This is a genomic window from Pseudomonas sp. PICF141 (assembly GCF_002286815.1).
In the GTDB taxonomy this organism is placed as follows: Bacteria; Pseudomonadota; Gammaproteobacteria; order Pseudomonadales; family Pseudomonadaceae; genus Aquipseudomonas.
Genome location: NZ_MUNM01000035.1, coordinates 1 through 12571, shown reverse-complemented (window position 1 = coordinate 12571; position 12571 = coordinate 1). Strand labels below are relative to the sequence as shown.

The 12571-nt window shown below is 57.8% G+C and carries 11 protein-coding genes; 6 read left to right on the top strand and 5 right to left on the bottom strand.

Annotation, left to right across the window (positions count from 1 at the left end; translation table 11 throughout):
• Positions 1 to 38 precede the first annotated feature (38 nt).
• The 3 genes from zapE to BZL43_RS07685 all read left to right on the top strand — a co-directional run bounded on the left by zapE (position 39) and on the right by BZL43_RS07685 (position 2354).
• Entirely contained in the window at positions 39 to 1157 is a 1119-nt protein-coding gene (zapE, locus tag BZL43_RS07695) for a cell division protein ZapE (RefSeq protein ID WP_095631754.1), read from the top strand.
• Between the two features lie 18 nt (positions 1158 to 1175).
• On the top strand, positions 1176 to 1757 hold the full coding sequence (locus BZL43_RS07690) for a DinB family protein (RefSeq protein ID WP_095631753.1): 582 nt from the start codon (positions 1176 to 1178) through the stop codon (positions 1755 to 1757).
• 105 nt (positions 1758 to 1862) lie between these two features.
• On the top strand, positions 1863 to 2354 hold the full coding sequence (locus BZL43_RS07685; RefSeq protein WP_095631752.1) for a GNAT family N-acetyltransferase: 492 nt from the start codon (positions 1863 to 1865) through the stop codon (positions 2352 to 2354).
• Positions 2355 to 2453: 99 nt separating this feature from the next.
• Here BZL43_RS07685 and BZL43_RS07680 read toward each other — a convergent pair whose 3' ends face one another.
• Both BZL43_RS07680 and BZL43_RS07675 read right to left on the bottom strand, forming a co-directional pair.
• Positions 2454 to 4199 carry a phosphoethanolamine transferase CptA gene (locus BZL43_RS07680; protein ID WP_095631751.1) on the bottom strand — a complete coding sequence of 582 codons (1746 nt, stop codon included), beginning with the start codon at positions 4197 to 4199 and terminating at the stop codon, positions 2454 to 2456.
• Between the two features lie 200 nt (positions 4200 to 4399).
• Positions 4400 to 4582 carry a DUF6026 family protein gene (locus tag BZL43_RS07675; protein ID WP_008069248.1) on the bottom strand — a complete coding sequence of 61 codons (183 nt, stop codon included), beginning with the start codon at positions 4580 to 4582 and terminating at the stop codon, positions 4400 to 4402.
• Between the two features lie 273 nt (positions 4583 to 4855).
• Here BZL43_RS07675 and gnd point away from each other — a divergent pair, with 273 nt between their 5' ends.
• Together gnd and zwf are read left to right on the top strand one after the other, a co-directional pair.
• Positions 4856 to 5836: a phosphogluconate dehydrogenase (NAD(+)-dependent, decarboxylating) gene (gene gnd, locus BZL43_RS07670; protein ID WP_095631750.1), complete on the top strand. Its 981-nt coding sequence runs from the start codon at positions 4856 to 4858 to the stop codon at positions 5834 to 5836.
• A complete protein-coding gene (zwf, locus tag BZL43_RS07665; RefSeq protein ID WP_095631749.1) occupies positions 5833 to 7356 on the top strand; it encodes a glucose-6-phosphate dehydrogenase in 1524 nt (507 codons plus the stop codon). Before gnd ends, zwf begins: the two co-directional genes overlap by 4 nt.
• A 41-nt stretch (positions 7357 to 7397) precedes the next feature.
• Here the strand turns inward: zwf and nhaB are convergent, their stop codons facing one another.
• The 3 genes from nhaB to BZL43_RS07650 all read right to left on the bottom strand — a co-directional run bounded on the left by nhaB (position 7398) and on the right by BZL43_RS07650 (position 10811).
• Positions 7398 to 8900, bottom strand: a complete 1503-nt coding sequence (gene nhaB, locus BZL43_RS07660) for a sodium/proton antiporter NhaB (RefSeq protein ID WP_095631748.1) — start codon at positions 8898 to 8900, stop codon at positions 7398 to 7400.
• Between the two features lie 77 nt (positions 8901 to 8977).
• A complete protein-coding gene (locus tag BZL43_RS07655; RefSeq protein ID WP_095631747.1) occupies positions 8978 to 10267 on the bottom strand; it encodes a hypothetical protein in 1290 nt (429 codons plus the stop codon).
• Positions 10268 to 10547: 280 nt separating this feature from the next.
• Positions 10548 to 10811 carry a hypothetical protein gene (locus tag BZL43_RS07650; RefSeq protein WP_095631746.1) on the bottom strand — a complete coding sequence of 88 codons (264 nt, stop codon included), beginning with the start codon at positions 10809 to 10811 and terminating at the stop codon, positions 10548 to 10550.
• A 342-nt stretch (positions 10812 to 11153) separates the two neighbouring features.
• On the opposite strand from BZL43_RS07650, the gene BZL43_RS07645 reads away from it, so the two are divergent.
• The gene (locus BZL43_RS07645; protein WP_095631745.1) at positions 11154 to 12479 is read left to right on the top strand and encodes a sigma-54 dependent transcriptional regulator; all 1326 of its coding nucleotides are present in this window, start codon (positions 11154 to 11156) and stop codon (positions 12477 to 12479) included.
• Positions 12480 to 12571 lie beyond the last annotated feature (92 nt).

Below are 12571 nucleotides of genomic sequence, written 5' to 3'. Positions count from 1 at the left end.
GGCTTCACCAGCAGCCGAAGAAACGTATACTGCCGCGCATGAATGTCGACTCTCCCTTAAGCGCCTGGCAACACGCCATCGAACAGAAGGGCTTCGTCCAGGACGAAGCTCAGGAACATGCTGTGTGGGCGCTGCAAAAATGCCATGAAGCCTTGCACGAAAACCGCGCGCCCGTCACCGGCGTGTACCTTTGGGGCCCCGTTGGGCGGGGCAAGACCTGGTTGATGGATCAGTTCTATCAAAACCTGCGCGTCCCGGCCCGACGTCAGCACTTTCATCATTTCATGGGCTGGGTGCATCAGCGCTCCTTTCAATTGACCGGCACCGCCGACCCATTGAAAGCGCTGGCCCGGGAGCTGAGCCAGGAAGTGCGCGTGCTGTGTTTCGATGAACTGTTCGTCAACGACATCGGTGACGCGATCATCCTCGGGCGTTTGTTTCAGGTGATGTTCGAGCAAGGCGTGGTGGTGGTCTGCACCTCCAATCAACCGCCGGATCAGCTGTACGCAGATGGCTTCAATCGCGAGCGGCTCCTGCCAGCTATTGCTGCAATCAAGCAGCATATGCAGGTGATAGCGGTGGATGGCGGGGAAGATCATCGCTTGCACCCTGGCCCCGGCCTGCAGCGTTACTGGGTGAACGTAGCGGGGCAGCCCGGCGCGCTGAGCGAGGTGTTCAAAGCCTTGACCGCTGGCCAGTCGCTGTCCGGTGAGGCGGTCAATGTCGGTTTCCGTTCGGTCAGCGTCATGCAGGCCAGTCAAACGGTACTCTGGTGCCGTTATTCCGAACTCTGCGAGCAACCATTTGCCGCGATGGACTTCATGGCCCTGTGCGACACCTTCAGCGCTATTCTGCTGAGCGACGTGCCCAACCTCAGCGCGCAAAAACGCGAAGGGCGCATCGCTCGCGGCACTGAAGACGGGGTCGAACGGGTGGCGGCGGGTGATCGCGAGTTGCCGCAGTTGTCGGTGCATGACGACGGCGTGCGCCGGTTCATCGCCCTGGTGGACGAATGCTACGACCGCAAGGTACCGCTGTACCTCGAGGCGCAGGTGCCGATGGAGGCGCTGTACACCGAGGGCTATCTGGCGTTTCCGTTTCGCCGCACCCTTAGTCGTCTTCAGGAAATGCAGCTACAACGTTACGCTGAGGCTTGATATCCGTGAGGAGCGAACATGAATCAGCCCTTGTCCCACCATTTGCTGACCATGGCCTATCAGAACGCCTGGGCCAATCATCGACTGGCCAAGGCCTGGCTTCAGCTAAGCCCGGCCGAACTGGCGGCGCCGGGAGTCAGTTTCTTTCCCAGCCTCAGCGCGACCCTCAATCACATCCTGACCTGTGACTGGTTTTATGTGGACGCACTGGAGCGGGAGTTGCGCGGTGACGAACCGCACCCCGATTGCTACGTCTTTTTCAACGAAGATGAACCGTTCACCTACGGTGCCGATCTCAAGCGCGAACAAGCGCTTGTGGACCGTCGACTGATCGCCTACTGCGAGCAATTGCGCGACGCAGACCTCGGACGGCTCGTGACCATCGCGCGCGACACCCCGCAACATGACAGCCGTTTGCGCATGCTGTCCCATTTGTTCGAGCATCAGATTCATCATCGCGGGCAGGTTCATGCGATGCTCAGTGGCACCCGGGTCAAGCCGCCGCAACTGGACGAGTTTTTCTGTGCCGGTGAGGCAAAACTGAGGGCTGAGGATTTTGCCGAGTTGGGATGGACCGAGGCATTGATCTGGGGCGTTTGACAGAGAACAGGATCCGGTTGTCGGCGCCCCGGCTCTCAGGATAAGGTCGACAGACCTTTCAGTGCGCAAGAAGCGAGCTGGGGTAACTTGGTGATTGAGGTGGAAATGGAATCCGCAGAAATTCTTGTGCTTCAAGCCAGCTATACCAACCCGGTGCATGCCGAGGCGATTTGCCTGGTATTGAATCACTACGCCGAAGATCCGATGGGCGGCGGTCATCCGCTACCCGCCGATAGATTGCAACAATTGCCGGGGGAGCTGGCCAAACGTCCTCATGCTTTCAGCGTACTGGCGTTTGTCGGCGGCGAGCCCGCAGGGTTGGTCAACTGTTTTGAAGGTTTTTCGACCTTCGCCTGCAGACCGTTGGTGAATGTGCACGATGTGGCGGTTGTATCGAAGTTTCGCGGGTTGGGGCTGAGCCAGAAGATGTTGCACAAAGTCGAAGACATCGCGCGCCAGCGCGGTTGCTGCAAAATTACCCTGGAAGTTCTGGAAGGTAACGCGGTGGCTCAAGCCGCTTACGGCAAATTCGGTTTCTCGCCCGGCATGTTCGACCCGGCGCACGGGCGGATGCTGTTCTGGATCAAAGCGCTTTAATTCACAGTCCTGATGAACCGCTTTTTGTAGGAGCCAGGCTTGCCGGCGAAGGCGTCTTTAAGTGCGCCTTCGCCGGCAAGCCTGGCTCCTACAAAAGAATTACTGCTGAACGACTGTCGGCGAGACAGCCGCGCCCTTGGGCTTCATCAGGCTGAAGTCGATCAGTGGCCGCTGCTTGCGAGCATAAGGGTCGCCGATCATCAATGGCCGAGGCTTGAAGCTGTCGCTGACCAGGCTTTTGCTACGGTCCAGTTCATCGAAGCTCAGGCCTGCCAGATCCGCCCAGGTGTGAATCAATTGAGAACTGCTGTATGGCCGGCTCAGGTCACCGGCGAAACTCCAGTCATGGGTTTCGCGCCATTTCGGCGAAGCCCAGGCCATGAACGGAATGGTGTACATCGGTGCCGTTGGTTTGCTCTCGTTGCGGCCCAGGGTTTTGTGACCGACCGAATCGAAGACATCTTCGCCATGGTCGGAAAGGTACAGCAGGAAGCCGTTCGGATCAGACTTGGCGAAATCCTTGATCAGGCTCGACACCACGAAGTCGTTGTACAGCACTGCGTTGTCATAGCTGTTGTAGGTCGGCACCTGATCGTCACGCACGCCGTCCGGAACGCCTTGGCGGTCAGTGAACTTATTGAATGTGGGCGGGTAACGGTACTGGTAGCTCATGTGCGTGCCGAGCAAGTGCACAACGATCAGCTTGCGCGGCGCCGCGTCAGCCAAAGCCTTGTTGAACGGCTCGATCACGTCGCCGTCGTACTGGGCGGCGTTCTGATTGCGGTTGTTGTTCAGGTACACCTGCTCGTCCGCCTGCTCGGAGAAGGTCGTGAGCATGGTGTTGCGCTTGGTCATGGTCTGCTGGTTGGTTATCCAGAAGGTCTTGTAACCCGCCTGCTTCATCATGCTCACCACCGACGGTGTGGACAGATAAAGGTCGGGGTTTTCCTCGTCGGCAAACGTCAGTACCTGCTGCAACGCTTCGATGGTGTAGGGGCGCGGGGTAATGACGTTATCGAAAACCGCCAGTTGATCCTTCAGCTTGTCCAGTTCCGGGGTAGTTTGCCGAGGGTAGCCGTACAGGCTCATGCGCTGACGGTTGGTGGATTCACCGAGCACCAGCACCAGGGTTGCCGGCTGATTGGCCATTGAGTCGGTGAGGTTCTTGAGCGGAGCAATCTTGCTGGCGCTGTCGAGCATGGCTTGCATGCTGGCCAACGTATCGAGGTAACGGTGATAGGCCACGGCCATTTGCCACGGCACCGCGGGCTCGATACGGGTTTCGAACTTCTCGAAGCCGCCCGCCAGGCTACCGGCGCGCAACGTATGCTTGATCATCGGGTAACCGACCACCGCCAGCAGAATCGCTGTCGCCGCGACCAGGGCCTGGCCACGTGGCAGGTAGACCGGACGCAAGCGGGTCCAGAGGAAATAGGCGAACGCGGTGTGGGCGAGGAATGCGGCCACCATCCACCAGGCAAAATACTGGGTCATGTACTCGCCGGCTTCAGACACGTTCGATTCGAACATGATGAAGATGACGCTCTGGGAAAATTCTTGCTGATAGATGAAGAAATAACCGAGGCTGGCCATCGAACAGGCCCACAGCACCACGCCGATCAGCGCAGCCATCACGCGTGTTTGCCTAGGGAATAGCAGCATCGGCGCGAGCCAGATGGCGCTCATCACAAAGGCCTGGCGGAAACCGGCAAAACCGGAGGTGCCCGTCAGTTGGATCAGTAGTTGGGTGATACCTGAAAAATACCAGAAGAACAGAAATAACCACAGAAATCCTGTCCAATCAAAACCTTTCGCAGACGTTTCGCTGCGTTTAAACAAAGCCATTCAGCACTCCAGCCTGATAGTTACTTCAGTCGTCGGCACTCTCTTTGTTGCAGACGAACGGACGCCGCGCGGATACCGCGCGGCCACAATGGGCCGGAGTATCGACAAGAAGGTGTGAAAACTTTGTGAGTTGGCCGGTAGCTGGCAGGTTTGCAGCGAGTCGGAAACAGCAGCGGCTGCTTCCGATTCAAACGAGGGGGTCAGGCGTGGGGCGCGCGTTGGGTGACAGGCAAAGGTTGAGCCTGGTTACCCTGGGTCAGCAGACGCAATTGCGCGACTTCCCGTTTCAATTGGTCGCGCTCGTCTTTCAATTGGCGCAGTTCATCGCGACGGATCGTGACGTAAAGGGTTTGTGCTGGCAGTGCTGTGTGTACGGTGCCCATTGCTCACCTCGCAAATGGCTGTCTCAACTGTAAGGTCGCTCCCGAATTCGGTGGCTCACTTACTATCGGCGCCAATTTTGATTTCTTTTGCCCCTGAAGGGAACTTTTTTATTTTTCATGGTCGTTGTGTCTTCGGTACGATTCCCGACGTTATCAGTCTGGATCGGGCACAATGCCCGGAAACTTCATTCCCCATACGCCGGACTAACTCGAATGAGTCGCGTTGGGCTATAACCTTTGACACACTTTATTTGTAGTAGGGAGCATCAGTACATGCAACTCGGGATTATTGGACTGGGCCGCATGGGCGGTAATATTGCGCGGCGCCTGATGCTCAACGGACATACCACCGTTGTTTACGATCGCAATAGCGCCTTTGTCGCTACCCTGGCTGAAGAAGGCGCCACCGGTGTGGCCGACTTGCCAGCCCTGGTCGCTGGCCTGGCCAAACCGCGCGCGGTGTGGGTGATGCTGCCCGCCGGCGCACCGACCGAAGACACCATCGACACCTTGAGCACCTTGCTTGAAGCGGGCGATACCATCATCGACGGCGGCAACACCTTCTATAAGGATGACATCCGCCGGGCCAAAACCCTGTCGGAAAAAGGCCTGCACTATATCGACGTCGGCACCTCCGGCGGCGTCTGGGGCCTGGAGCGTGGTTACTGCATGATGATCGGTGGCGATGCCGACACCGTTAAGCGTCTTGACCCATTGTTCGAAACGCTGGCTCCGGGCATGGGCGACATCCCGCGCACCAAGGATCGCCAGTCCGATGACGATCGCGCCGAGCGCGGTTACATCCATGCAGGCCCGGCCGGTGCTGGCCATTTCGTGAAAATGATTCATAACGGCATCGAATACGGAATGATGCAGGCCTTCGCCGAAGGCTTTGACATCCTCAAGACCAAAGCCAGCACTCACCTGCCGGAAGATCAACGTTTCGACCTGAACGTCGCCGACATCGCCGAGGTCTGGCGTCGTGGCAGCGTGGTGTCGTCCTGGCTGCTCGACCTGACCGCCGACGCACTGGCCAGCGACCCGAAACTCGACGGCTATTCCGGCTCGGTGGCTGATAGCGGTGAAGGTCGCTGGACCATCGAAGCCGCAATGGAACAATCGGTGCCGGTACCGGTGCTGTCGAACTCGCTGTTCTCGCGCTACCGTTCGCGCGGGCAGGGCACCTTTGGTGACAAGATTCTCTCGGCCCAGCGCTTCGGCTTCGGCGGCCATGTGGAGACCCCGAAAAAATGACCCATGTGATCCGCAGGAAATCCAAGGCAGAACCCGCACCGCCTACCACGCTGTTTCTGTTCGGTGCCCATGGTGATCTGGTCAAGCGCTTGCTGATGCCGGCGCTGTACAACCTGAGTCGCGACGGTTTGCTGGGAAATGGACTGCGGATCATCGGCGTTGATCACAACGCTATCAGTGACGAAGCCTTCGCCAAAAAACTCGAAGATTTCATTCGGGCGGAAGTGGCGGCCAAGGTCGGCGAGGGCGATCAAGCCCTTGATCCGGCGTTGTGGGCCAAACTGGCCAAGCACATCAGCTACGTCCAGGGCGACTTCCTTGACGAACGTACCTACGAAGCGCTGGCGGCGAGAATCGCCGCCAGCGGCACGGGCAATGCGATTTTCTACCTGGCCACCGCGCCACGTTTTTTCAGCGAAGTGGTGCGGCGTCTCGGTGCTGCCGGATTGCTGCAAGAAACACCCGACGCTTTCAGAAGGGTGGTAATCGAAAAGCCATTCGGCTCCGATCTGCATACCGCAGAAGCCTTGAACGCGTGCCTGCTCAAAGTGATGACGGAAAAGCAGATCTACCGGATCGATCACTATCTGGGCAAGGAAACCGTGCAGAACATTCTGGTCAGCCGGTTCTCCAACAGCCTGTTCGAAGCCTTCTGGAACAACCATTACATCGACCACGTGCAAATCACCGCCGCCGAAACCGTCGGCGTGGAAACCCGTGGCAGTTTTTATGAGGTCACTGGCGCCCTGCGCGACATGGTGCCCAATCACCTGTTCCAATTGTTGGCGATGGTGGCCATGGAGCCACCGGCCGCTTTTGGCGCCGATGCGGTACGCGGCGAGAAAGCCAAAGTCGTCGGCGCGATCCGCCCTTGGTCGATCGAGGAAGCGCGAGCCAACTCGGTGCGCGGCCAATACACCGCCGGCGAAATCAATGGCGAGCCACTGCCCGGTTATCGCCAGGAAACCAACGTGGCGCCCGACAGCACGACCGAAACCTATGTCGCGCTCAAAGTCATGATCGATAACTGGCGCTGGGTCGGCGTGCCGTTCTACCTGCGTACCGGCAAGCGCATGAGCGCGCGCGACACCGAGATTGTCATTTGCTTCAAGCCGGCGCCTTATGCGCAGTTCCGCGACACCGAAGTCGATGAGCTGCAGCCGACCTACCTGCGGATTCAGATTCAGCCCAACGAAGGCATGTGGTTCGACTTGCTGGCCAAGCGGCCGGGGCCGGCGTTGAACATGGCCAATATCGAATTGGGTTTTGCCTACAAGGATTTTTTCCAGATGCAGCCGTCGACCGGCTATGAAACCCTGATCTACGATTGCCTGACTGGCGATCAGACGCTGTTCCAGCGCGCCGACAACATCGAGAACGGCTGGCGCGCCGTGCAGCCATTCCTCGACGCCTGGCAGCAGGACGAGTCGGTGGAGAGCTACGCGGCCGGCGAAGACGGTCCCAAGATTGCTGATGAGTTGCTCACCCGCGATGGCCGCGTCTGGCACAGCGTCGGATGAGCGAGATAACGTGACAGCCCATCCGTTTCCTGTAGGAGCTGTTACAGCCAGTAGCTCACCGCATACCAGCCCAACACACCCATTACTACGGTGTAAGGCAGCGCCATCCATACCATCCGCCCGTACGACAGACGAACCAGCGGGGCAATCGCCGAGGTCAGCAGGAACAGGAAGGCCGCCTGACCATTGGGCGTTGCCACGCTCGGCAGGTTGGTGCCGGTATTGATTGCAATCGCCAGGATTTCAAACTGTTCGCGGCTCATTTGGCCGGCGAGGAAAGCCTGTTTCACTTCCGTAATGTAAATGGTCGCCACGAACACATTGTCGCTAATGGCCGACAGCAAGCCATTGGCAATAAACAACATGCCTGGCTGTTGATCGATCGGAAGGGCCAGCACCCAATGAAGCACCGGCGCGAATAATTTCTGATCCTGAATCACCGCCACCACCGCGAAAAACACCACCAGCAGCGCCGTGAACGGCATGGCATCCCTGAAGGCATTGCCGATGCGATGTTCATCGGTAATGCCCGTGAACGCAGTGATCAGCACGATCACCATCAAACCGATCAAGCCAACTTCGGCAACGTGAAACGCCAGCGCGACAATCAGAATCAGTGCCGCCATCCCTTGCACCAGCAACGCAGCGCGCTGACGTACAGTGCGTTCGGCGTTGTCTTCGGCGGCGTAATTGGCCAGTACCGCACGGACATTGTCTGGCAGCAGCGTGCCATAGCCGAACCAGCGCAGTTTCTCCAGCAGTACGCAAGTCACCAGACCGGCTGCCAATACCGGCAACGACACCGGTGCAACTTTCAAGAAGAATTCGGCGAAGTGCCAACCCATTTCATGGCCGATCAACAGGTTCTGCGGCTCGCCAACCAGGGTGCACACACCACCCAACGCGGTACCGACGGCGCCGTGCATCAGCAGGCTGCGCAGGAAAGCGCGGAACTGTTCGAGGTCGGCATGATGAAGGGCGGGTAAATGCCGGTCGTCGCTGAACTCGGCGTCCTGGCGCGGATCGTGGCCTGAGGCGACGCGGTGATACACCGAATAAAACCCTACGGCGGCACTGATGATTACGGCGGTCACGGTCAATGCATCGAGAAACGCCGACAGAAATGCAGACAGGAAACAGAACATCAACGCCAGCAGCGCCTTGGAGCGAACCTCCAATAACAAGCGCGAGAAGAGAAACAGCAGCAAGTCTTTCATGAAATAGATGCCTGCCACCATGAACATCAGCAGCAAGATCACCGGAAAGTTATGCACCAGCTCATTATAGAGCGCCTGGGGCGTGGTCATTTTGAGCAGCAATGCTTCGACCAGGAGCAACCCGCCGGGCATCAACGGGTAACACTTGAGCGCCATGGCCAGGGTGAAAATGAACTCCACCACCAATAACCAGCCGGCCGCCACCGGCCCGACCGTCCACAACACCAGAGCGTTGAGAATCAGGAAGCCGATAATGCTCGCCTTGTACCAACGAGGTGAGTGTCCGAGAAAGTTATGCGCGAAAGCCTGAGCCATTGAACCGGACATCGGCTACTCCTTGTATTAAGAAGCGCGCAAGTTGCCGTAAGAACAACAGAAGATCAAGTGCGCAAAACCCTGTAGACCTAACATTGATAACGCGCGACGACCGCGCGGCAGTTTGCGCCCAGGGAATAGCCGCCGATGACAAGGCGACCGTCGGCCTGAATGGCCAATGAATTGGCCGTATGCGGACCGTGACCCAGGCGTGTGCGAAACCAGCCAATGCCCTTGGCAAAACTGCGATCGGGTTGCCCGCTGGGTAAATACCGGGCAAAAACGAGGTCTGCTTCGGCCCGGCCGACCGTCGCTCCGACAGTCAGCACTCGCCCGTCCGGCTGAACCCCGGCGGCGGTCCAGTGGCAGTCGCTGCGGCCGACGCCCAATAGCTTTGGCTGGCCACCGTTGCAATGAGTATCCGGCCGACCATTGCTGTGAATTTTCAAAGACAGGCAGAGCATCGGGTCGCGACTGCTGCCAAAGCAATGCAAATCACCGTTTTCATGCTGGACGATCTGACAGACACGAGCGCTTTGTCCGCGCGCCTTGAAGGTCATGAAACCATCCACGGCAAAGCGGTCGTCCAGCCGGCCATCCGGGTGGTAACGCGCCAGCAGAGCTTCTTCGGGAACATTGATTGTTCCGCTCACCAGAATCCGGCCATCGCGCTGCACCATCAAGCTGCAGAGCCAGGTGTTCATTAACAGGTGCCGGACCATGACGAAACCATGGCCGTTGAAACTCTCGTCCAGCGAACCGTCGGCGTTGAGTCGTATCAGCATGCCGGCGTGATCGGCCAGGTCGAAGTGATGATTGGCCAGCATCAGGATTCGACCGTCGTCCTGCACGCAGACATCACAGGCCTCAGCGCCCGGCACGCCGCGTGGTAACCAGCCATCGCGAACGCCTCGGGAAAGATCACCCGGCAGGCGCACCACGCAGCATCCATTGACGCCAAAATCCTGGACCGGGCAACCTTGCTGATCGAACATCGCCAGGGCGGGCAGCGTACGGTGAGCATTTTCGTAATGCAGGCCGGCCACCAGAATGTGCCCGTCGGCCAATATCCGCACCTTGCCGGCCATGGCCTCGAAGCCGTGGACGAACTGCCCGCTGATGCTGCCTTGTTTGCCGAATGCCAGATCCGCCGAACCATCTGCCAGCAGCCGGGCCAGGCCGAAGCGATGGCCGCCCGGCGTACCGACTCTAGCCGCTACCAGCAATCGGCCGACCGGGTCAATCGCAATGTCATTGGCCATGCTGGAGAGGCTGCCGGAAAAATACACTTGAGTCTTGCCGGTGCCAGCGAAACTCGCATCGAGCCGTTCGGCGCCATTCACGGTTGCAGGTAAGGCAAAAGCAGTCTGGGGTGACATGCATGCATCTCCTTGCCAGTCGTCCTTATCCGGGAGCCCGGAGGGGGACTGCATGAGCAAAACATTCAATCCCTGAATGACCCGGCGCACAACTGTTTTCATGAGCCGAAGAGAGGACGTTTTGTGCCAGAACAGTGTCTTTTCGAACCACTGAAGAGCCTGCCAAGTAATCCGGCGGTGAGAAGTTGAAAACAGGGGAGGGTGTTGCGCAGCTGACGATAGAAAATCGTCAACTAAAAAGAAGGGGCGCGGATTGCCGGACGGCAATCCGCGAAAACACTTAGTGCGGCATGGACCATGATTGCAGCGTGTAACCTTCCTGGCTCAACTCGGCACGGGCTTCTTCCAGCACGTGTTCGAATTGCTCTGGATCGGAATAAGCGCTGCTTGGAATTTGTTTGCAGCTGATGCGTGTGTTGGTGCGATCAATGATGGCCAGGCTTAGTTCGCTACCGTCTTGTAGAGCCCAGGCCACGCAATGAAAGGGTTGGAATGCGCGGTCAGCAATCAAAAGTGCTTCGTTGATACGGAGCGGGGCGTTCATGGGATCTTCTCTCTCTATGCCCAAACAAGTGATGTGCCGTCGGTTGGGCTTACCGTTCGGCTGGTTACTTGTACTGATGTCCGCAACCGGGGTTTAGGTCACACACAAGCAAAAGAAATTTCAACTTTCCTTGATTGATTCACTCTTCAGGCTGTTTCTGAAAGCTGAATGAAAGGTTCAACCCGTTAGGCAACTAACCAACCGATTTCTTATAACTAATAAGCAAACCACCCTATAAGCAATTGATACAAGCTCGCGTCAAATTCTTGCTAGTGTTACATCGAAGCCCGCCAAATGACTGTTTTTACTAATATTTCCTAAATTTGGCGTCAAGGAACAGTCATGATCGAAGCGCCTGCCTTACGACGTCTTTTAGTAGTGGATCCTTGCGACGACTGCCACCGCTTGTTGCCGGGTTTACGCGCCGTTGGATGGGATGTTGACAGCTGTACGCTGGAAAACGCCACTGAACGAACCTGCGATGTCGGCCTGTTGCGGTTGCAGCCGTTTCATCTGGAGCGCCCGGAAGCCGTCAAGGAATTGATCACCCGAAGCGGTACCGAGTGGATTGCGGTGCTGAATCAGGAAGTCCTGCGATTGCAAAATGTCGGAGACTTCGTCTGCGAATGGTTTTTTGACTTCCATACCCTGCCATTCGATGTCTCACGGGTTCAGGTCACCCTGGGCCGAGCGTTCGGCATGGCACGCTTGCGTGGCCAGGGTACGGTTCATATCGATCAGCCTGAACATGAACTGCTTGGCGACAGCAAACCGATTCGCGAGTTGCGCAAATTGCTCAGCAAACTGGCTCCCACCGAATCCCCGGTGCTGATTCGCGGCGAAAGCGGGACTGGCAAGGAATTGGTTGCTCGCACCCTGCATCGACAATCCCAGCGTCACAGCAAACCGTTCGTGGCGATCAACTGCGGCGCAATTCCCGAACACTTGATCCAGTCCGAACTGTTTGGCCACGAAAAGGGCGCCTTTACCGGTGCGCATCAGCGCAAGGTCGGGCGGATCGAGGCGGCTAACGGCGGAACGTTGTTTCTGGATGAAATCGGTGATTTGCCCTTGGAGCTGCAAGCCAATCTGCTGCGCTTCCTGCAGGAAAAACACATTGAGCGTGTGGGAGGGCATCACCCCATTCCAGTGGATGTGCGGGTATTGGCGGCGACCCATGTCGACCTTGAAGCGGCCATCGAGAAGAAACGCTTTCGCGAAGACCTTTACTACCGCTTGAACGTCTTGCAGGTCCTCACCGTGCCATTACGCGAACGCCACGGTGATCTCTCGATGTTGGCCAATCACTTTTCCCATTTCTACAGTCATGAAACCGGTCGTCGGCCGCGAAGCTTCAGTGAAGACGCGCTGATTGCCATGGGAAAGCATGACTGGCCGGGCAATGTCCGCGAGTTAGCCAACCGGGTACGGCGCGGATTGGTGCTGGCCGAAGGGCGGCAGATCGAAGCCCGGGACCTGGGATTGATCAGTCAACAGGCCATTGCCACGCCGATGGGCACGCTGGAAGACTACAAGTGCCGGGCAGAGCGCCAGGCCCTGTGCGATGTGCTGAATCGACACAGCGATAATTTGAGCAACGCCGCCAAGGTGCTGGGGATATCCAGGCCTACCTTCTACCGGTTGTTGCACAAGCATCAGATACGTTGATCGATTTCAGACCTCGGGGCGAGGCTTGCCCGCGAAGAACGCCAGGCGGTGTTACTGAATCACCGCGCTATCGTTCTTCGCGGGCAAGCCTC

What these genes read in the sequence shown, in the direction of transcription:
- gnd (WP_095631750.1), top strand. Translation starts at nt 4,856, where the DNA reads ATGCAACTCGGGATTATTGGACTGGGCCGCATGGGCGGTAATATTGCG.
- BZL43_RS07685 (WP_095631752.1), top strand. Translation starts at nt 1,863, where the DNA reads ATGGAATCCGCAGAAATTCTTGTGCTTCAAGCCAGCTATACCAACCCG.
- BZL43_RS07680 (WP_095631751.1), bottom strand. Translation starts at nt 4,199, where the DNA reads ATGGCTTTGTTTAAACGCAGCGAAACGTCTGCGAAAGGTTTTGATTGG.
- BZL43_RS07690 (WP_095631753.1), top strand. Translation starts at nt 1,176, where the DNA reads ATGAATCAGCCCTTGTCCCACCATTTGCTGACCATGGCCTATCAGAAC.
- zapE (WP_095631754.1), top strand. Translation starts at nt 39, where the DNA reads ATGAATGTCGACTCTCCCTTAAGCGCCTGGCAACACGCCATCGAACAG.
- zwf (WP_095631749.1), top strand. Translation starts at nt 5,833, where the DNA reads ATGACCCATGTGATCCGCAGGAAATCCAAGGCAGAACCCGCACCGCCT.
- BZL43_RS07655 (WP_095631747.1), bottom strand. Translation starts at nt 10,267, where the DNA reads ATGTCACCCCAGACTGCTTTTGCCTTACCTGCAACCGTGAATGGCGCC.
- BZL43_RS07650 (WP_095631746.1), bottom strand. Translation starts at nt 10,811, where the DNA reads ATGAACGCCCCGCTCCGTATCAACGAAGCACTTTTGATTGCTGACCGC.
- BZL43_RS07675 (WP_008069248.1), bottom strand. Translation starts at nt 4,582, where the DNA reads ATGGGCACCGTACACACAGCACTGCCAGCACAAACCCTTTACGTCACG.
- nhaB (WP_095631748.1), bottom strand. Translation starts at nt 8,900, where the DNA reads ATGTCCGGTTCAATGGCTCAGGCTTTCGCGCATAACTTTCTCGGACAC.
- BZL43_RS07645 (WP_095631745.1), top strand. Translation starts at nt 11,154, where the DNA reads ATGATCGAAGCGCCTGCCTTACGACGTCTTTTAGTAGTGGATCCTTGC.